Source organism: Streptomyces sp. NPDC055140, assembly GCF_053607285.1.
Window position 1 is genome coordinate 151,342 of the sequence record NZ_JBSGTG010000015.1, and the last position, 19,091, is coordinate 170,432.

General features: G+C 69.9%; 16 protein-coding genes, 1 tRNA gene and 1 riboswitch. Of the genes, 12 read left to right on the forward strand and 5 right to left on the reverse strand.

Annotated features, from left to right (window positions below; all coding sequences use genetic code 11):
• The first annotated feature begins 125 nt into the window (after positions 1 to 125).
• A riboswitch (cyclic di-AMP (ydaO/yuaA leader) is annotated at positions 126 to 297 on the forward strand.
• A gap of 4 nt (positions 298 to 301) precedes the next feature.
• The 7 genes from ACWFR4_RS26870 to ACWFR4_RS26900 all read left to right on the forward strand — a co-directional run bounded on the left by ACWFR4_RS26870 (position 302) and on the right by ACWFR4_RS26900 (position 8,145).
• The gene (locus ACWFR4_RS26870; RefSeq protein ID WP_453654944.1) at positions 302 to 982 is read left to right on the forward strand and encodes a transglycosylase family protein; all 681 of its coding nucleotides are present in this window, start codon (positions 302 to 304) and stop codon (positions 980 to 982) included.
• Positions 983 to 1,296: 314 nt separating this feature from the next.
• Complete coding sequence (eno, locus tag ACWFR4_RS26875; protein ID WP_453654946.1) at positions 1,297 to 2,583, forward strand: phosphopyruvate hydratase; 1,287 nt, start codon at positions 1,297 to 1,299, stop codon at positions 2,581 to 2,583.
• A gap of 103 nt (positions 2,584 to 2,686) precedes the next feature.
• On the forward strand, positions 2,687 to 3,175 hold the full coding sequence (locus ACWFR4_RS26880; protein ID WP_453654948.1) for an FtsB family cell division protein: 489 nt from the start codon (positions 2,687 to 2,689) through the stop codon (positions 3,173 to 3,175).
• Between the two features lie 82 nt (positions 3,176 to 3,257).
• A complete protein-coding gene (locus ACWFR4_RS26885; RefSeq protein WP_266563371.1) occupies positions 3,258 to 3,788 on the forward strand; it encodes a DUF501 domain-containing protein in 531 nt (176 codons plus the stop codon).
• Positions 3,785 to 4,729 carry a Ppx/GppA phosphatase family protein gene (locus ACWFR4_RS26890; protein WP_453654950.1) on the forward strand — a complete coding sequence of 315 codons (945 nt, stop codon included), beginning with the start codon at positions 3,785 to 3,787 and terminating at the stop codon, positions 4,727 to 4,729. Before ACWFR4_RS26885 ends, ACWFR4_RS26890 begins: the two co-directional genes overlap by 4 nt.
• A gap of 498 nt (positions 4,730 to 5,227) precedes the next feature.
• The gene (locus tag ACWFR4_RS26895) at positions 5,228 to 6,619 is read left to right on the forward strand and encodes an NAD(P)/FAD-dependent oxidoreductase (protein WP_453654952.1); all 1,392 of its coding nucleotides are present in this window, start codon (positions 5,228 to 5,230) and stop codon (positions 6,617 to 6,619) included.
• Positions 6,620 to 6,846: 227 nt separating this feature from the next.
• Complete coding sequence (locus tag ACWFR4_RS26900; protein ID WP_453458530.1) at positions 6,847 to 8,145, forward strand: class I SAM-dependent methyltransferase; 1,299 nt, start codon at positions 6,847 to 6,849, stop codon at positions 8,143 to 8,145.
• A 63-nt stretch (positions 8,146 to 8,208) separates the two neighbouring features.
• Here ACWFR4_RS26900 and ACWFR4_RS26905 read toward each other — a convergent pair whose 3' ends face one another.
• Positions 8,209 to 10,740: an ABC transporter permease gene (locus tag ACWFR4_RS26905; RefSeq protein ID WP_453654954.1), complete on the reverse strand. Its 2,532-nt coding sequence runs from the start codon at positions 10,738 to 10,740 to the stop codon at positions 8,209 to 8,211.
• Between the two features lie 61 nt (positions 10,741 to 10,801).
• A complete protein-coding gene (locus ACWFR4_RS26910) occupies positions 10,802 to 11,572 on the reverse strand; it encodes an ABC transporter ATP-binding protein (RefSeq protein ID WP_116512584.1) in 771 nt (256 codons plus the stop codon).
• Positions 11,573 to 11,963: 391 nt separating this feature from the next.
• On the opposite strand from ACWFR4_RS26910, the gene ACWFR4_RS26915 reads away from it, so the two are divergent.
• From ACWFR4_RS26915 to ACWFR4_RS26930, 4 genes are all read left to right on the forward strand, one after another.
• A tRNA-Leu gene (locus ACWFR4_RS26915) sits at positions 11,964 to 12,047 on the forward strand.
• A 232-nt stretch (positions 12,048 to 12,279) separates the two neighbouring features.
• Complete coding sequence (locus ACWFR4_RS26920) at positions 12,280 to 13,506, forward strand: 4-hydroxybenzoate 3-monooxygenase (RefSeq protein WP_453458525.1); 1,227 nt, start codon at positions 12,280 to 12,282, stop codon at positions 13,504 to 13,506.
• Positions 13,507 to 13,565: 59 nt separating this feature from the next.
• Positions 13,566 to 14,930, forward strand: a complete 1,365-nt coding sequence (locus tag ACWFR4_RS26925; RefSeq protein ID WP_453654956.1) for an MFS transporter — start codon at positions 13,566 to 13,568, stop codon at positions 14,928 to 14,930.
• Positions 14,931 to 14,996: 66 nt separating this feature from the next.
• The gene (locus ACWFR4_RS26930; RefSeq protein ID WP_453654958.1) at positions 14,997 to 15,884 is read left to right on the forward strand and encodes a Bax inhibitor-1/YccA family protein; all 888 of its coding nucleotides are present in this window, start codon (positions 14,997 to 14,999) and stop codon (positions 15,882 to 15,884) included.
• A 103-nt stretch (positions 15,885 to 15,987) separates the two neighbouring features.
• On the opposite strand, the gene ACWFR4_RS26935 is transcribed toward ACWFR4_RS26930, so the two are convergent.
• The gene (locus tag ACWFR4_RS26935; RefSeq protein ID WP_199842040.1) at positions 15,988 to 16,218 is read right to left on the reverse strand and encodes a DUF4287 domain-containing protein; all 231 of its coding nucleotides are present in this window, start codon (positions 16,216 to 16,218) and stop codon (positions 15,988 to 15,990) included.
• Between the two features lie 102 nt (positions 16,219 to 16,320).
• On the opposite strand from ACWFR4_RS26935, the gene ACWFR4_RS26940 reads away from it, so the two are divergent.
• Entirely contained in the window at positions 16,321 to 16,632 is a 312-nt protein-coding gene (locus tag ACWFR4_RS26940) for a hypothetical protein (protein WP_453458516.1), read from the forward strand.
• 52 nt (positions 16,633 to 16,684) lie between these two features.
• Here ACWFR4_RS26940 and ACWFR4_RS26945 read toward each other — a convergent pair whose 3' ends face one another.
• A complete protein-coding gene (locus tag ACWFR4_RS26945) occupies positions 16,685 to 17,503 on the reverse strand; it encodes a hypothetical protein (protein ID WP_383087125.1) in 819 nt (272 codons plus the stop codon).
• A 243-nt stretch (positions 17,504 to 17,746) separates the two neighbouring features.
• Complete coding sequence (locus tag ACWFR4_RS26950) at positions 17,747 to 18,967, reverse strand: acetyl-CoA C-acetyltransferase (protein ID WP_453654960.1); 1,221 nt, start codon at positions 18,965 to 18,967, stop codon at positions 17,747 to 17,749.
• Positions 18,968 to 19,091 lie beyond the last annotated feature (124 nt).

The following is a 19,091-nucleotide window of genomic DNA, read 5'->3' on the forward strand; positions in this document are numbered from 1 at the left end:
GGTCTCAAAGGCCCTGATCGTCTTTGAAATTCCGGCGATCCACTGCTTACGGTCATCACCGCTCGCCACAGCGGGCCCCGTCGGATGTCACGCCGAATCCTGCCAATGTCCGTACGGGAACAGTCGTCGCGTAAGCGCCGTAGGCAGGAGCGGGGGACCCAAGGTAAGTGCCGGCCCCGGCCGTCGAGAGACGGCCGAACGACCGGCTTGGGGTTAAGTCGCACGCAGGACGTGCGACCGGGCACTCATCCGGCCCGAACCCGACAGCTCACCTCGTAGGCGTCGGTGAGGGGATCTCTCGATGCTGTTTTCCAGCAAGGGCAAGCACCGCCGCCCGTCCAAGGCCGTTCGCGTCGCCACGCTCGCCGGTGTCGCCGGTGCCGCTGTCGCCGTCCCGCTGATGGGTGCCACCGGCGCCTCCGCCGCCACCGCCTCCGAGTGGGACGCGGTCGCGCAGTGCGAGGCCGGCGGCAACTGGTCGATCAACACGGGCAACGGCTACTACGGCGGCCTCCAGTTCTCCTCGTCCACGTGGGCCGCGTACGGCGGCACCGCGTACGCCTCCACCGCCGACAAGGCCTCCAAGGCGCAGCAGATAGCCGTCGCCGAGAAGGTCCTGGCCAGCCAGGGCAAGGGTGCCTGGCCGAGCTGCGGCGTGGGCCTGTCCGCCGCCTCGACCGGCTCCGCCCCGGCCGCCACCCCGCAGCCGGAGCGCAAGGCCGAGCAGCCGACCACCCGCAGTCAGGAGCGCACGGCGCCTGCCGCCCCGAAGCAGGAGTCGAAGAAGACCGTCGAGACCTCGACCGGCAAGAAGGTCAAGAAGGGCGACGGCGAGTACAAGGTGAAGGCCGGCGACACCCTCAGCACCATCGCCGAGGCGCACCACACCAAGGGCGGCTGGGTGAAGCTCTTCAAGCTGAACAAGGACATCGTCGAGGACGCCGACCTGATCTACCCGGGCCAGCAGCTCCACCTCAAGTAGGTAATAGAGGAGAGCGGCAGCCCCCAGGCCGCTCGGGTACCGGCTTTCGGCGGACGGCCGGTACCAGCCCCCCCCCAAGGACTCCCCGCCCCGGGTGCGCATTCCCCCGTCGCGCCCGGGGCGGGGCTTTGGTGTGTGAGGGGTCCTGGGCTTTCGTCCGTTGTCGGCCGGGACTTTTTGTTCCGTTCGGAAACAATTCGCTCTCGGTTTTGTCCACGGGCCGGTCGGTCGGCTGGCCGGTGCCCGGAGCCGGATAGGCTCAGGTGTTGCCGGACCATGCGGCCCGGCGTAGTTGCGTCACATCCCAGAAGGAGATGCTCGTGCCGTCCATCGACGTCGTCGTAGCCCGGGAAATCCTGGACTCCCGAGGCAACCCCACGGTCGAGGTCGAGGTCGGCCTCGACGACGGCAGCACCGGTCGTGCCGCTGTCCCGTCCGGTGCGTCCACCGGCGCGTTCGAGGCCATCGAACTCCGCGACGGTGACCCGAACCGCTACCAGGGCAAGGGTGTCGAGAAGGCCGTCCTCGCCGTCATCGAGCAGATCGGCCCGGAGCTCGTCGGCTACGACGCCACCGAGCAGCGCCTGATCGACCAGGCGATGTTCGACCTGGACGCCACCGACAACAAGGGCTCGCTCGGCGCCAACGCCATCCTCGGCGTCTCCCTCGCCGTCGCGCACGCCGCCTCCGAGGCCAGCGACCTGCCGCTGTTCCGCTACCTCGGCGGTCCGAACGCGCACCTGCTGCCCGTCCCGATGATGAACATCCTCAACGGTGGGTCGCACGCCGACTCCAACGTCGACATCCAGGAGTTCATGATCGCGCCGATCGGCGCGGAGTCCTTCTCCGAGGCCCTTCGCTGGGGCGCCGAGGTCTACCACACCCTCAAGAAGGTGCTGAAGACCAAGGGTCTGTCCACCGGCCTGGGCGACGAGGGCGGCTTCGCCCCGAACCTCGGCTCGAACCGCGCGGCCCTCGACCTCATCGTCGAGGCCATCAAGCAGGCCGGTTACGTCCCTGGCGAGCAGATCGCGCTCGCCCTCGACGTCGCCGCGTCCGAGTTCTACAAGGACGGCAAGTACGAGTTCGAGGGCAAGTCCCGCTCGGCCGCCGAGATGACCGAGTACTACGAGGAGCTCGTCTCCGCGTACCCGCTGGTCTCCATCGAGGACCCGCTGTACGAGGACGACTGGGCCGGCTGGAACGTCATCACCGAGAAGCTGGGCGACAAGGTCCAGATCGTCGGCGACGACCTCTTCGTCACCAACCCCGAGCGCCTCGCCCGCGGCATCGAGGAGGGCTCCGCCAACGCCCTGCTCGTCAAGGTCAACCAGATCGGTTCGCTGACCGAGACCCTGGACGCCGTCGAGATGGCCCAGCGCAACGGCTTCAAGTGCATGATGTCCCACCGCTCCGGCGAGACCGAGGACGTCACCATCGCCGACCTCGCCGTCGCGGTGAACTGCGGTCAGATCAAGACCGGCGCCCCGGCCCGCTCGGACCGCGTCGCCAAGTACAACCAGCTCCTGCGCATCGAGGAGATCCTCGACGACGCCGCGGTCTACGCCGGCCGCAGCGCATTTCCCCGCTTCAAGGGCTGAGCACACCCCTAAGGCACTGCCTTAGGAAGCGTCGTACGTACGTCCCCGCACCCGGTCCCGTACCGTGTGCGGGGACGTACGCACGTAAAGGGGAGGCGCGAACATGGCCGGGAGAGTCCGGGACAGGGACCGTGACCGGTTCTCCACCGCGACCCGGCTGCGTCTGCTCGGCGAGCAGACCGCCGAGCGCGTCTACCGCTCCCAGACCAGACGTCAGGCCCGCCGCTCCCGCCTCACCGGCCGCGCGGCACTCCTGGCCCTCGTCCTGTGCACCCTGGTCGTCGCGCTCGCCTACCCCATAAGGCAGTACGTGTCCCAGCGCGGGGAGATCGCCGACCTCCGGCGCCGGCAGCAGGAGGCCCAGAGCAGGGTCGACAGGCTGCGCGACGAGAAGGCACGCTGGCAGGACGACTCGTACGCCGAGCAGCGGATCCGCGACCGGCTCCACCTGGTGATTCCGGGCGAGACCGGCTACGTCGCGCGCGACCCCGCCGCGGCGAAGCGCACCCGCTCCGAGGGGAGCGCGGAGGGCCGGCCCTGGTACTCGAACGTCTGGGACGGCGTCGACAAGGCCGACCGCCCAGACAACTGACCCGCCCTCACCGAAGCCCGAAGCCTCGAAGCCCGAATCCGCAGTACCCCCACCGAAGTTCACTGAAGGAAAGCCCCCAGGCATGGACACGCCCCCGCCCCAGACCGAGCCGACCGCGCCCACGGACGCCGACATCCAGGCGTTCAAGGAGCAGCTCGGCCGCCCGCCGCGCGGCCTGCGGGCCATCGCGCACCGCTGCCCGTGCGGCAACCCGGACGTGGTCGAGACGGCGCCGCGCCTCGAGGACGGCACGCCCTTCCCGACGACGTACTACCTCACGTGCCCGCGCGCCGCGTCCGCGATCGGCACGCTGGAGGCGAACGGCGTCATGAAGGAGATGACGGAGCGCCTTCAGACGGATCCCGAGCTCGCGGATGCGTACCGCAAGGCGCACGAGGACTACATCGCGCGCCGCGACGCCATCGAGGTCCTCGAGGGCTTCCCGAGCGCGGGCGGCATGCCGGACCGGGTGAAATGCCTGCACGTCCTGGTCGGCCACTCCCTGGCCGCGGGCCCGGGCGTGAACCCGCTCGGCGACGAGGCCATCGCGATGCTGCCCGAGTGGTGGGCGAAGGGCCCCTGCGTGTCGGCCGCGCCCGAGGAGAGCGAGTGACCAGGGTCGCCGCCGTCGACTGCGGCACGAACTCGATCCGGCTGCTCGTCGCCGACGCCGACCCCGCCACGGGTGAACTCGTCGAACTGGACCGCCGCATGACGATCGTGCGGCTCGGGCAGGGCGTGGACCGCACGGGACGCCTCGCGCCCGAGGCGCTGGAGCGCACCTTCGCGGCCTGCCGCGACTACGCCGAGGTCATCAAGGCGCACGACGCCGAGAAGATCCGGTTCGTGGCCACGTCCGCGTCCCGCGACGCCGAGAACCGGGACGACTTCGTGCGCGGGGTCATGGACATCCTGGGCGTCGAGCCCGAGGTCATCACCGGTGACCAGGAGGCCGAGTTCTCCTTCACCGGCGCGACGAAGGAGCTGACGGGCCGGGCCGACCTCGACAAGCCCTACCTGGTCGTGGACATCGGCGGCGGCTCGACGGAGTTCGTCGTCGGCGAGGACACGGTCGTGGCCGCGCGGTCCGTCGACATCGGCTGCGTCCGCATGACGGAGCGCCACCTCGTGGGGGAGGACGGCCAGGTCACCGACCCGCCGACGCCCGCGCAGATCGAGGCCGTCCGCGAGGACATCGTCGAGGCCCTCGACCTCGTGACGCAGACCGTCCCGCTGACCGCGGCCCGCACGCTCGTGGGTCTCGCCGGTTCCGTGACGACGGTCGCCGCGCTCGCGCTCGGCCTGACCGAGTACGACTCGGTGGCCATCCACCACTCCCGTATCTCCTACGAGCGCGTCGCCGAGCTCACGGACTGGCTGGTGACGTCCACGCACGACCAGCGCTCCCTGAACCCGGTCATCCACCCGGGGCGCGTCGACGTCATCGCCTCCGGGGCGCTGGTGCTGCGTCTGATCATGGAATGGATCGGCGCCAAGGAGGTCGTGGTGAGCGAGCACGACATCCTCGACGGCATCGCCTGGTCGATCGCCTAGCCCGTTCCCGCCCCGTTCCCGGCCCCATCCAGGCCCTCTCCCGACCCCTTCCCCGCCCCCCTTCTGACCTGCCGGTACCGCCCGCGGCCGACTCCCCTGAGCGCTCAGGACGTCGTCTGAGCGCGGTCAAGGAGGGGGGCGACACGCCCCGGCGACACCCCGTCGGGAAAGTTCGTGAAGTTCTTCACAAGGAATTCGGCCTCATGGGGCGAGGTTCCGGGCCAGATGGCCCGCGGGGGAGGGTCTTCGTGCTCCGGCGGCTGCCGCGCGGGGCGTTCCAGGCTTGTTGCGGGCGGATGAACCGGATGAGTGGTCCACCCCCGCCGAATGCCCGGAGCGGCAGCTCAAGAGGGGTGCGGAACGACCGGTGTTATACCGTGGTTCCCCGCCAGGGCCATGGCCTCGGTCACGTGGGCGGCGCAGTGTAGCAGAGGCCCCACCCAAGCTTGTGAAGGGGCGCACGAGCGACCCCCTCCGGACGGGTGGATACTCGATGGCATGAGCACCACGGAGCGTCCCAGGATCCTCGTAGTAGGCGGTGGGTACGTAGGCCTGTACGCAGCACGACGCATTCTCAAGAAGATGCGTTATGCGGAAGCGACCGTCACGGTCGTGGACCCGCGCTCGTACATGACTTACCAGCCCTTCCTCCCCGAAACCGCCGCCGGCAGCATCTCGCCGCGCAACGTCGTCGTCCCGCTGCGACGCGCTGTGCCCGGAGCCGAGATTCTCACCGGCCGGGTCACCACCATCGACCAGGACCGCAAGGTCGCCACGGTCGCCCCGCTCGTCGGCGAGGCGTACGAGGTTCCCTTCGACTACCTGGTGATCGCGCTCGGCGCGGTCTCCCGCACCTTCCCGACGCCGGGCCTCGCCGAGGTCGGCATCGGTATGAAGGGCGTCGAGGAGGCCATCGGCCTGCGCAACCACGTGCTCGAGCAGCTCGACAAGGCCGAGTCCACGACGGACGAGGAGATCCGCCGCAAGGCGCTCACCTTCGTCTTCGTCGGCGGTGGCTTCGCGGGCGCCGAGACGATCGGTGAGGTCGAGGACCTGGCGCGCGACGCGGCCAAGTTCTACAAGAACGTGAAGCGCGAGGACATGCGCTTCGTGCTCGTCGACGCCGCCGACAAGGTGCTGCCCGAGGTCGGCCCCGAGCTCGGCCAGTACGGCAGGAAGCACCTGGAGTCCCGCGGTATCGAGGTCTACCTCAGCACCACGATGCCGTCCTGCGTCGACGGTCACGTCGTGCTCAGCAACGGCCTCGAGGTCGACTCCAACACCGTCGTGTGGACCGCCGGCGTCAAGCCGAACCCGGCCCTCGCGCGCTTCGGTCTCCCGCTCGGCCCCCGCGGCCACGTGGACACCCAGACCACCCTCCAGGTGCAGGGCAGCGACTACATCTGGGCCGCGGGCGACAACGCCCAGGTCCCGGACCTCGTCGGCCGCGACGCGGGCAACCCGAACGCCTGGTGCCCGCCGAACGCCCAGCACGCCATGCGTCAGGCCAAGGTCCTCGGCGACAACGTGGTCTCCGGCATGCGGGGCTTCCCGCAGAAGGACTACAAGCACGCCAACAAGGGTGCTGTGGCGGGTCTCGGCCTGCACAAGGGCGTCGCGATGATCGTCATGGGCAAGGTGAAGATCAAGCTCAAGGGCCGTCTCGCCTGGTACATGCACCGTGGTTACCACGGGCTCGCCATGCCGACCTGGAACCGCAAGATCCGTGTGATCGCCGAGTGGACGATCAACATGTTCCAGAAGCGCGACATCACCGCGCTCGGCGCCCTCGAGTCTCCCCGCGAGGAGTTCTACGAGGCCGCCAAGCCGGCGCCGGCTCCGGCCGCCGCCGAGGCTCCGAAGGTCGAGGAGAAGGCCAAGGCCTCCTGACCCCGGTCCAGTAACACCCCTGAAGGGGCGCTCGCCATCCGTGGTGTGAGCGCCCCTTCGGCGTTCCCGGATCCGCCCCGGCCGGCGCTCCGGCCTGCCGGTATACATGGCCGCTACATGTATTTTGCCGATCCGTAACGCAGTAACGGGACTGCGAGAGCGCTCCGTTGGTGTTTACGTGGTGTTGGACGATTCCGGGATCGTCTCCCATTACGGAGGTGTGCGCCATGCAGGACGCCGCACAGCGGCTGAAGAACCTCGCCGAACAGCTACTCGGAGTACCGCTTCCCGTAAGGCTTCGCGCCTGGGACGGTTCGGAGGCCGGGCCGCCCGCCGGACCCACTCTCGTCGTACGCAACCGCCGCGCCCTGCGCCGCCTGTTGTGGAAGCCGGGAGAACTCGGCCTGGCCCGCGCCTGGGTGGCCGGTGACCTGGACGTGGAGGGCGATCTGTACGACGCCCTCGGCCGGATGGCCGGACTCATCTGGGAGCGCCCCGAGGAGGACAGCAGGAGCCTCGTCGAGGCCCTGAAGGAGCCCAGGGTCAGGGCCGCCGTCGCCGAGCTGGTCAAGCTCGCCGGGCCCTTCCTGCCGCCCGCCCCGCCCGGTGAGGAGATGCGCAGGCACGGCCGCCTGCATCTGCACACCAAGCGCAGCGACCGACGGGCCATCAGCCACCACTACGACGTCGGCAACGACTTCTACGAGCTGGTCCTCGGCCCCTCGATGGTCTACTCGTGCGCGTACTGGGACTCGCCGGACGGCACCCTCGAGGACGCCCAGCGCGACAAGCTGGAACTCGTCTCCCGCAAGCTCGGCCTGGCGCCCGGTCAGCGCCTGCTCGACGTCGGTTGCGGCTGGGGCTCCATGGCCATCCACGCCGCCCGCGAGTACGGCGTCGGCGTCGTCGGCGTGACGCTCTCGCAGGAGCAGGCCGCGTACGCCCGTAAGCGGGTCGCCGAGGAGGGGCTCACCGACCGGGTGGAGATCCGGGTCCAGGACTACCGCGACGTGCGCGACGGCCCCTTCGACGCGATCTCGTCCATCGGCATGGCCGAACACGTCGGCTCCGAGCGGTACCTGGAGTACGCCGAGGCGCTCTACGCCCTCCTCAAGCCGGGCGGCAGGCTCCTCAACCACCAGATCGGCCGACGCCCCCAGAAGGACGAGTCGACGTACGAGGTCGACGAGTTCATCGACGCGTACGTCTTCCCGGACGGGGAGCTCGCGCCGGTCGGCACGACCACCGGGCTCCTGGAGCGGGCCGGCTTCGAGGTCAGGGACCTGGAGGCGATCCGGGAGCACTACGCGCTCACGCTGCGCCGCTGGGTGGCCAACCTGGAGGCCGGCTGGCCCGCGGCCGTGAAGTTCACGAGCCCCGGCCGGGCCCGCATCTGGCGCCTGTACATGGCCGCGTGCGCGCTGAGCTTCGAGCGCAACAAGATCGGGGTGAATCAGATCCTCGCCGTGAAGACGCCCCTGTCGGGCGACCCGGGTATGCCCCTGCGGGCGCGTACCTGGAACTGACGGCCCGGACAAACACGATGGGGCGCACCGGCACTCGGCCGGTGCGCCCCATCCGCCGTATCGCTACTCCGACTTGATGGCCGCGAGCATGTTCAGCCGGGCCGCGCGGCGGGCAGGCCACAGGGCCGCCAGGATGCCGACGAGGGCGGCCAAGGCGAGGAAGATCCCGATCCGGCCCCAGGGCAGGACCAGCTCGTACGTCGTCAGGGTCGTCGCCATCAGCTTGCCCGCCGCCCAGCCGAAGAACACGCCGAGGCCGACGCCGAGGACGCCGCCGAACAGCGAGATCACCAGGGATTCCAGGCGCACCATGCGCTTGATGCCCTTGCGGTCGAGGCCGATCGCGCGCAGCATGCCGATCTCCTGCGAGCGCTCGAAGACCGACATGGCCAGCGTGTTGATGACGCCGAGGACGGCGACGATGACCGCCATGGCGAGCAGGCCGTAGAGCATGTTCAGCATCAGCGTGAACATCTTCGAGATCGCGTTGGAGATGTCCTGCTTGTCCTGGACGAGGATCGCCGGGTTGTCGCCGAGCGCCTTCTCGATGCGGTCCTTGGCGGCGGCGGACGTGCCGCCGTCGGTCTTCACCATGACCTGCATGTCGGACGGGTCTGTGACGTGCGGGGTCAGGACGGCGGAGTCCAGCATGATGCCGCGCATCATGTCGTTGCCCTCGTAGACCCCGGCGACGGTCAGCTGCTGCTTCTTGCCGTCCTCGAAGTTCGTGGTGAACGTCGAGCCGGTGCGCCAGCCGTGGTCCTTCGCGGTCTTGTCGTCCACGACGACGTCACGGCCGCCGATCCGGAAGGTGCCGCTGTCGACCTTGAGATCGGTCAGCGAGCCGATGGTCGCGCCGTTGACGCCGGTCAGGAACTCGGTCTGCCCGTCGATGCGCGAGGGCGAGTTGCTCAGGCCGCTGGTGGCGGTGACGCCGTCGACCTCGGCGAGCTTGCCGGCGACCTCGGGGGACAGGGAGTTCCTGTTCGCCATGGAGACGACGTAGTCGGCCTTGAGGGCGGACGACGCCATCTTGTCGATGGCCTGCTGGGCGCTGCCCGCGATGACCGTCATGCCGGTGATCAGCGTGAGTCCGATCATCAGGGCGGAGGCGGTCGCGGCGGTGCGGCGCGGGTTGCGGACGGCGTTCTGGCGGGCCAGCTTGCCGGAGATCCCGAAGACGCGCAGGACCGGTCCCGCGGCCGCGATCAGCGGGCGGGACAGCAGCGGGGTGAGGATGAAGACGCCGATCACGAGGAGGCCCGCGCCGAGGCCCAGGGGGGCCTGCGCCGAGGTGCCGTCGCTCATCGTCGTCGCGTACAGGGAGGAGGCGATGCCGGCCGCCGCGAACAGCGCGCCGATCGTGTTCCGTACGACGAGGGAGCGGGTGGTCGCCGTGGCGTGCACGCTGCTCATCGCCGCGACCGGCGGGATCTTCGCGGCGCGGCGGCCGGGCAGCCACGCGGCCAGCATCGTGATGACGACGCCGACGACGAGCGACGTGACGACCGTGCCGGGCGAGACCACGAGCGGCCCGTCGGGGATCTGCGCGTCGGTCGCGCCCATCAGGGAGCGCATCCCGGCGCCGATGCCGATGCCCGCCGCCAGACCCGTGACAGCCGCGACCGCGCCGACCACGAACGCCTCCGCGAGGACGGACCGCGTGACCTGCCTGCGCGAGGCACCGACGGCCCGCATGAGCGCGAGTTCCTTGGTGCGCTGGGCGACGAGCATCGTGAACGTGTTGGCGATGATGAAGACGCCGACGAAGAGCGCGATACCGGCGAACACCAGCAGGCTCGACTTCATCGAACTCATACTTGAGGAGATCTGCTCGGCCTGGTCGTCGGCGAGCTGCTTGCCGGTCGTGGTCTCGGCCTGACCCTTCGGCAGGGCCTTGTCGAGCGCGCTCTGCAGGGCGGCCTGGCCGGTGCCGGCCGCGGCCTTGACGTCGATCTCGTCGTACGAGCCCTGCTTGTGCAGGAGCTGCTGCGCGGTCGCCGTGTCGAACAGGGCGAGGCTGCCGCCGGCCGCGACGTTGCCGTCCTCGGTGGTGAAGATGCCGGTGACGGTGGGCGTCAGGACGGGCCCGTCGATGGACATCCGTACGGTGTCGCCGACCTGGTAGCCCGCGCGCTTAGCGGTCTGCGAGTCGAGCGCGACCTCGCCCTTGCCGCTGGGCGCCTTGCCGCTCTGGAGCGGGTAGCGCGGGTCGTGGTCGCCCCAGTAGTTGGCGCCCTGGGTGGAGAAGCCGTTGCCGACGAGCTTGCCGTCCTTGTCGGCGACGGCCGCGAAGCCGCTGACGACGCCGATGGCGGAGGCGGCGCCGGGTGTCTTCGCGGCCCGGTCGAGGGTGGCCTGCGTGAGCTTCGGGTCCTTGGCGACCCGGTCGCCCTTCGACTCGGCGGTCTTGGGCGTGACGGCGACGTCGACCTGGTCGAAGCCCTTGGCGGAGCTCTTCTGGAAGGCGTCGGAGATGGTGTTGGTGAAGACCAGGGTGCCGGAGACGAAGGCGACGCCGAGCATGACGGCGAGCACGGTCATCAGGAGCCTGGCCTTGTGCGCGAACACATTGCGCAAGGCGGTACGGAACATTGGGTTTCTCAGTCCAGGAGTACGGCGACGAGGCGGCGGGGTGGCGCTGTGCGGGCGGACGTCAGCTGGTGCGGCCCTTTGCGTCGAATTGCTTCATGCGGTCCAGGACCGAGTCGGCGGTCGGGGCGTACACCTCGTCGACGACGCGGCCGTCGGCGAGGAAGATCACGCGGTCCGCGTAGGCGGCGGCGACCGGGTCGTGGGTGACCATGACGACGGTCTGGCCCAGCTCGCGCACGGAGTTGCGCAGGAAGCCGAGGACCTCGGCGCCGGAGCGCGAGTCCAGGTTTCCGGTCGGCTCGTCACCGAAGATGATCTCGGGCCGGGAGGCGAGGGCGCGGGCGACGGCCACACGCTGCTGCTGGCCGCCGGAGAGCTCCGAGGGCCGGTGGCCGAGCCGGTCGGACAGGCCCACCATCGCGATCACGTTCTCCAGCCACTGCTTGTCCGCCTTGCGGCCCGCGATGTCCATGGGGAGCGTGATGTTCTCCAGGGCCGTCAGGGTGGGCAGCAGGTTGAACGCCTGGAAGATGAAGCCGATCTTGTCCCGGCGGAGCTTGGTGAGCTGCTTGTCCTTGAGGGACCCGAGCTCGGTGTCGCCGATGCGCACGGAGCCCGACGAGAAGGTGTCGAGGCCGGCGACGCAGTGCATCAGGGTCGACTTACCGGACCCGGACGGGCCCATGATCGCGGTGAACTCGGCCTGCCGGAAGTCGACGGAGACCCGGTCGAGCGCGACCACCTGGGTCTCGCCCTGTCCGTAGACCTTGGACAGATCCGTGGCGCGCGCGGCCACTGCGGTGGCCTTGCCGGCGATGGGGGTGGTGGTCACGGAAGGGGGCTCCTGTCGGACGACGGATGAGGACGGGGTCCCGTTGGAGGGACCTCTCCATCGTCGTGGCCGTCCCGGGCCGTGAAGTCAGCCGCTGTTCCGGTTCCTGGGGGCGACTTCGGGGGGACCGGGGCCGCCCGGGTCATACCTGGGGATGACCCGCGACCCTGAGAGCGAAGATCACCGCGGGAGGTGAAATCCCGTCAATCCACGGTGACGGGGGCGAGGGCGCCGACGGGCGCGGAAGGGCCTGCGGCATGTGCTGATGGCGGCTACCGTGGTCTGATGCACCCTCAGACGTCAATAAAATAAGACAACATCGAGCGGGCGTTCCGCTGTTCGGGGGATCTGTCCCGATAGGCTCAGAACCTCGTTGCGGAGCCCACGGCCTGCCCGGATGGTGGAATGCAGACACGGCGAGCTTAAACCTCGCTGCCCCTTCGCGGGCGTACCGGTTCAAGTCCGGTTCCGGGCACCTCCCGCTTTTCCTCCCCGCTCCCGACCGAGTCGCTTCCGAGCCGCTTTCTGTCGCCGCGTGCCGATCGCATCCGATCGCCGCGGCGCTTTTTCGTGCCCTCCGAAGTCCCGGGACCGTTTTCTCCGCCCGGGACCGTTGACAGCGGTTCGAGCCGGGCGGAGACTCCGCTGAGCACATTATGAACGAAAGTTCACCACGCGAACAAGGCTGAGCGAAAAAGAAGGTACCCATGCGCACCACCGTCGGCATCATCGGAGCGGGCCCCGCCGGACTGCTCCTCGCCCGGCTCCTGCACAACGCCGGAATCGACTCCGTCGTCCTGGAGAGCCGGGACCGGGCCTACGTCGAGCAGCGCCAGCGCGCCGGAATCCTGGAGCAGGGCACCGTCGACGTACTGCGCGAGGCGGGCGCGGCTGAGCGCATGGACCGCGAGGGCCTCCCGCACGACGGCATCGAGCTGCGCTTCGACAAGCGCCGCCACCGCGTCGACTTCCCCGCCCTGACCGGCGGGAGGTCCGTGACGGTCTACGCCCAGACCGAGGTGTGCAAGGACCTCATCGCCCTCCAGCTCGCCGAGGGAGGCCCGCTGCTCTTCGAGGCGGAGGCGCTGGCCGTCGAGGGCGCCGAGACCGAGAGCCCGAGCGTCCGCTTCCGCCACGAGGGCCGCGAGGACGTCCTCGACTGCGACTACGTCGTCGCCTGCGACGGCTCGTGGGGCGTGGGCCGCAAGGCCGTACCCGCCGACGTCTCCCAGGTCTTCGAGCGCACGTACCCCTTCGGCTGGCTCGGCATCCTCGCCGATGTCGCCCCGTCCCACGACGAGTTGGTCTACGCCCGCCACGACCGCGGCTTCGCCCTCCTGTCCATGCGCCCGCCCGTCTCCCGCCGCCGCCCTTCCGAGGAAGTCGCTTCGCTCCCCATCTCTTCCTACATGACCCGCGCCTACCTCCAGGTCCCCGAGGGCACGAACGCCGACGACTGGAGCGACGAGGAGATCTGGGACGAACTCGACCTGCGCCTGGAGACCGCCGACGGCTGGAAGCTGGAGCGCGGCCCCATCACCTCCAAGTCCGTCACCTCGATGAGGAGTTACGTCCACGAGCCGATGCGCCACGGACGGCTCTTCCTCGCCGGGGATGCCGCCCACATCGTCCCGCCGACCGGCGCCAAGGGTCTCAACCTCGCCGTCGGCGACGTCGTCACCTTCGCCCGCGCCCTGACCCACCGTCACGAGACCGGCTCCACCGAGCTCCTCGACGCCTATTCGGAGACCTGCCTGCGCCGCGTCTGGCAGGCAGAGCGGTTCTCGTACGCGATGACGACGATGCTGCACCGCGCCCCCGACGCGACGCCCTTCGACGACCGCATCCAGCGCGCCCGCCTCGACCGGATCACGGCCTCGCGCGCCGCCGAGACCGACCTGGCCGAGGGCTACACGGGCTTCCCCCTCGACTGAGCCCCGTCCACGAACCGCCGCACACCCGTCCCCGCGTACCCACGACGAAGTGAGTGCTCATGTCCCCCGACACCTCGCACGGCACCGCCATACCCTCCCCGCCCCGCACCTTCAGGGCCGTCGCCCCCGTCATCGCCCTGTGCTGGCTCGTCGTCTTCTTCGACGGCATGGACGTCAACATCTACGGCGCCGTCATGCCGCACCTCCTCGACGACAAGGGCTTCGGCTTCACCGCGTCCACCGCCGGCACGATCGGCTCCTGGACCACGTTCGGCATGCTGATCGGCGCACTCGGCTGCGGCACCCTCACCGACTGGCTCGGCCGCAAGCCCATGGTCACCGGCTCCGTCGCCCTCTTCTCCGCCGGCTCCGCCGTGTGCGCGCTCGCCCCGAGCGCCGCCGCCTTCGGCGGGGGCCGCTTCCTCGCCGGGCTCGGCCTCGGCGGCCTGATGCCGATCGGCCTCGCGCTCGTCGCCGAGTTCGCCCCGCCCCGCAGGGCCGCCCTCACCACCGGCCTGATGATGACCTCGTACCACGCGGGCGGTATGGCCGCGACGGGCCTCGGCCTCGCGCTCGGCCCCGACCACGGCTGGCGCGTCGTCTTCTGGACCGGCGTCATCCCGGCCGTCATCGCCGTCCCCCTCGTCCTGAAGTGGCTGCCCGAATCCCCGGCCGTCCTGTTCGCCAAGGGGCGTACCGCCGACGCGAGCGCCGTCGCCGCCCGCTACGGGCTGCCTGAGCCGACCCGCGCCGAGGCCCCCGCCGCCGGCGCCAAGGGCCGCTTCGCCGCCGTCGCCTCGCTCTTCGCACCCGGCACCCGCGCCGCGACCCCGCTCCTGTGGGTCGCCTCCTTCGCCGGCCTGCTCCTCGTCTACGGCGTCTCCACCTGGCTGCCCGAGCTGATGCGCGCCTCCGGCTACTCGCTCTCCTCGTCCGTCACCTTCCTGATGGTGATCAACGCGGGCGGCATCGTCGGCATGCTCGTCGCGGGCCGCGCCGCCGACCGGTTCGGCGCGGTCAAGGTGTCCGCGCTCTGGTTCGTCCTGACCGCCTGCGGCGCCTTCCTGCTCCGCGCGCACCTGCCGCTCGGCGTCGCGTACGCCCTGGTCTTCGTCACCGGCGTCTGGCTCTTCTCCGCCCAGGTCATGGTCTACGCGGCCGCCCCGTCCGTGTACACGCCCGGCCAGCGCGCCACCGGCCTCGGCTGGATCACCGGCGTGGGCCGCACCGGAGCCGTCGTCGGCCCCTGGCTGGGCGGCGCGGTCGTCGCCGGAGGCAACGCGAGCCTCGGCTTCACCACCTTCGCCGCGGCCGCGGTCCTCGGCGCCGTCGCCATCTCCCTGGTGCCACTCGTTCGGCGGAACACCGGGCATGCCCCGGACGTTGCGGGTAACAGGATGGGAAAGATCCTCCCTGAGCACTAGGCTGGGGTCTTTGCCTGCCTATTACCCTTGAGCCAAGGCCGCGCAGGGTGGCTATGGAGGAGTGAGATGAGGAGCAGTAACCCGGTCTTCTCGCGACGGGGGTTCAGCCGCGACAACGGCTACGCGGGCTTCAACGCCCAGCCGCAGGCCGGGGGACCCGCAGTCGGCACACAGGGCAACCCCTACGCCGGCAACAACCCGTACGCGCAGAACCCCTACGCCCAGCAGGACCTGCAGTACGGCGCTCCGCCGCAGGCCCCGGCCACCACCGGCCGCATGACGATGGACGACGTCGTCATGCGCACCGCCACCACCCTCGGCGTCCTCGTCCTGACGGCCGCGCTCGCCTGGGCGCTGCTGCCGGTCGACACCGCGAACATCAACAAGTCGTACGGCATCGCGATCGGCGCAGGCCTCATCGCGATGGTGCTGGGCTTCGTCCAGTCGTTCAAGCGCAAGGCGTCGCCGCCGCTCATCCTGGCGTACGCGGCGCTCGAGGGCGTCTTCCTCGGCGTCCTGTCGAGCATCGTCGACAACTACATCGCGAGCGGTGCGGCCATGCAGGCCGTGCTCGGCACGATGGCGGTCTTCGTCGCGGTCCTCGTCGCGTACAAGGCCGGCTGGATCCGCGTCAACCGCCGCTTCTACGGCTTCGTGATGGCCGCGGCCATGGGCTTCATCCTGCTCATGGCGGTGAACCTGCTGTTCGCCGTCTTCGGTGGCGGTGACGGCCTAGGCTTCCGCAGCGGCGGCCTCGGCATCGTCTTCGGCATCATCGGCGTGCTGCTCGGCGCGTGCTTCCTGGCCCTCGACTTCAAGCAGGTCGAGGACGGCATCGCGTACGGCGCCCCCCGCGAGGAGGCCTGGCTCGCCGCGTTCGGCCTGACGATGACCCTCGTGTGGATCTACCTCGAGTTCCTGCGCCTCATCGCGATCCTGCAGGGCAACGACTGATCACCCGGCAGTCAGACCTGAAAGGGCCCGCGCACCATCGGTGTGCGGGTCCTTTTTCATGGGTGCGGCTGTTGTGGGGACGGGTGGGTCGTGGGTGGAAGGCTCAGCCCAGGCGGCGGGCGGCCCGCCGCAGGTCGTACTCGTGGATGATCGCCTTGGCGTGGCCGTACGCGAGGTCGTGTTCCCCCCGCAGCCAGCTGACCTTGTCTTCGAAGCGGAGGAAGCAGGGGCCTTCCTCGACGGTGCGCAGCCAGTCGGAGATCTCACGACCGGTGCAGTGGGGGATGCGAGCCAGCAGATTCTGGTGGGTCTCCTGCGAGAACACTTGGGACATCGGCGCCTCCGGACGCGTTGCGATGTAGCCGGTCCTTCAGGCCACCGTGCCTGAGCGTTCGGTTGTTGGCAACAGTCGAGGGAAGGCGCATAGGGTCGCGGCATGCTCGATACGACGCCGTTGACGGACGCAGTGGACCGATTCGCCGACCGGCTGCGCGCCGCGCCGCAGAGCAGGCTCCAGCGGGGGGCCGCCGCCGAGGCGCTCGCCCTCGCCAGGGAACTGTCCGCCTGGGCGCAGCGCCTGGAGGACCCCGAGGGACCCGTACGGGAGATGCCGGACGCCGGGATGTTCGCCGGCTCCGACCAGATCACCGTCGCCGCGCGCGACCTGTCCGTCGTCCTTCAGAACCCCGCCCAATTGGGCGAGGCGCTCACGCTCGTCGAGGAGGCACAAAAACGCGCCGGGGTGTGAGCCGACCCGGCGCGTTCTTCGATGTGTGGGGACGGAAGCCGAGCGGATTCGCTCAGACGGAGGCTATGACCCGGTCGGCCAGGATGTAGACGTTCTCGCGGCCGCAGGCGAACGTGAGCGCGTACGCGCCCGAGACACCCGAGCCGCCCAGCAGCACGGGGGACTCGCCCTCGCGCAGCGCCGCGGCCAGCTGCTCCGCGGTCTCGCGGTGGCCGGGGGTCATGCAGAGCGTCGTGCCGTCCACGAAGACGTACACGTCGAGCGTGCCCAGCGGGCCAGGGCGCACATCGGCCAGGGCGGTGCGGGCGTCGGCCAGCTCCTCCAGACACGCCACCGTCCGCTCGTGGTCGCTGCTTCCGCCCGAGACGGGCGACTGCACCGGCACGAAGTCGGGGTGCGAGGGGTGCCGGCGACGGGCGGCCGCGAGCTCCGCGGACTCCCCGGCAAACTCGTCGGCGCCCGCGTCGGCCGGCTCCACCACGGGCTCGAGGCCCGCCGCGAGACCCGGCTCCAGGCCCGCGAAATCGGCCTGGCGCGGCATGAACAGATCGTCACCGAGACCCAGCGCGCCACCGAGCATGGACGGCGCGTCGGAGGCGTCCCGCGCCTCCTGCGCGGCCCAGAAGGCACGCGCCTCGGCGAGCTCGCGCTCCCGCTCCTCCGCGAGTGCGTCGGCGACGGCCGCGCGTATCTCCTCCGTGTCGGGCGTGGTGCGCGCGGCGGGCACGCCACGACCGGCGCCGATGGCGCGGTCATGGGCGAGCTCGTCCCGCAGTTCGGTGATCTGCCTGCGCAGTCCGTGGACGGTGTGCAGGGCAGCGGCGCCCACGGCCGTGGCGGCGGCCGTGGCGATGAGCAAAGCAAGAGGCATGGCGCTCACTGACGTACTCCCGGTTTCAAGTCGACCCCCGACTTCCTACATCAGCTTGAAGCCTGGACCATCCCGCTGTCAGTGCATTACGTCACGAAATGGACAGTTCTTTTGGTCGGGTGTTTAGGGGTGTTATGCCCCGGGAGCCCTGCTGACCTGCAAAAACCGTTTCCCCCAGGAGATACGTCACATCCTGGGGGAGATTGGATCACGATTCAGCAGAGGTGCAAGTCGACCCCTGGGTCAGCTGAGGCGCTCGATGACCATCGCCATGCCCTGGCCACCACCGACGCACATGGTCTCCAGACCGAACTGCTTGTCGTGGAACTGGAGGCTGTTGATCAGGGTGCCGGTGATGCGGGCGCCCGTCATGCCGAAGGGGTGACCCACGGCGATCGCGCCACCGTTGATGTTCAGCTTGTCCTCGTCGATGCCGAGGTCACGCGCGGAGGGGATGACCTGCGCGGCGAACGCCTCGTTGATCTCGACCAGGTCGATGTCGCCGATGCCGAGCCCGGCGCGCTTCAGCGCCTGCTTCGACGCCTCGACCGGGCCGAGGCCCATGATCTCGGGGGACAGGCCCGAGACGCCGGTGGAGACGATGCGGGCGAGCGGCGTCAGGCCGAGCTCGCGGGCCTTCGTGGCGGACATGATCACGAGGGCCGCGGCGCCGTCGTTGAGCGGGCAGCAGTTCGCGGCCGTGACCAGGCCGTCGGGGCGGAAGACCGGCTTCAGGCCCGAGACGCCCTCCAGGGTGACACCCGCGCGCGGGCCGTCGTCCTGCGAGACGACCGTGCCGTCGGGGGTGGTGACCGGGGTGATCTCCCGCTCCCAGAAGCCGTTCTTGACGGCCTGCTCGGCCAGGTTCTGCGAACGCACACCGAACGCGTCCATGTCCGCGCGCGTGACACCCTTCGTCCGCGCCAGGTTCTCGGCGGTCTGGCCCATCGCGATGTACGCGTCCGGGACAAGGCCGTCCTCGCGCGGGTCGTGCCAGGATGCGCCCTCGGTCTCGGCGACGGCGGCCGTACGGGCCTCCGCGTCGGCGAACAGCGGGTTGTGCGTGTCCGGCAGCGAGTCCGAGTTGCCCTTCACGAAGCGCGACACCATCTCGACACCGGCCGAGATGAAGACGTCACCCTCACCGGCCTTGATGGCGTGCAGCGCCATGCGGCTGGTCTGCAGCGACGACGAGCAGTAGCGGGTGACCGTACATCCCGGCAGGTGGTCCATGCCCATCTGCACGGCCACGATGCGGCCCAGGTTGTTGCCCTGCTCGCCGCCGGGCAGACCGCAGCCGAGCATCAGGTCGTCGATGTCCCGGGGGTCGAGCTCGGGGACCTTGGCCAGCGCGGCCTGGACGATCGTGGCGGTCAGATCGTCCGGGCGCAGGTCCTTCAGGGACCCCTTGAAGGCGCGGCCGATGGGAGAGCGGGCGGTCGAGACGATCACGGCTTCGGGCATCACGGCTCCAAGAGGTCTACGCGTACGAGCTATTCGCCTACCAGCTGGGAAGTTACCTGTACGTACTGTCTGGGTCACCGGTGTGCGCGTGTGACTCCCACCGCATTTTTCTAAGCGCTTGCTC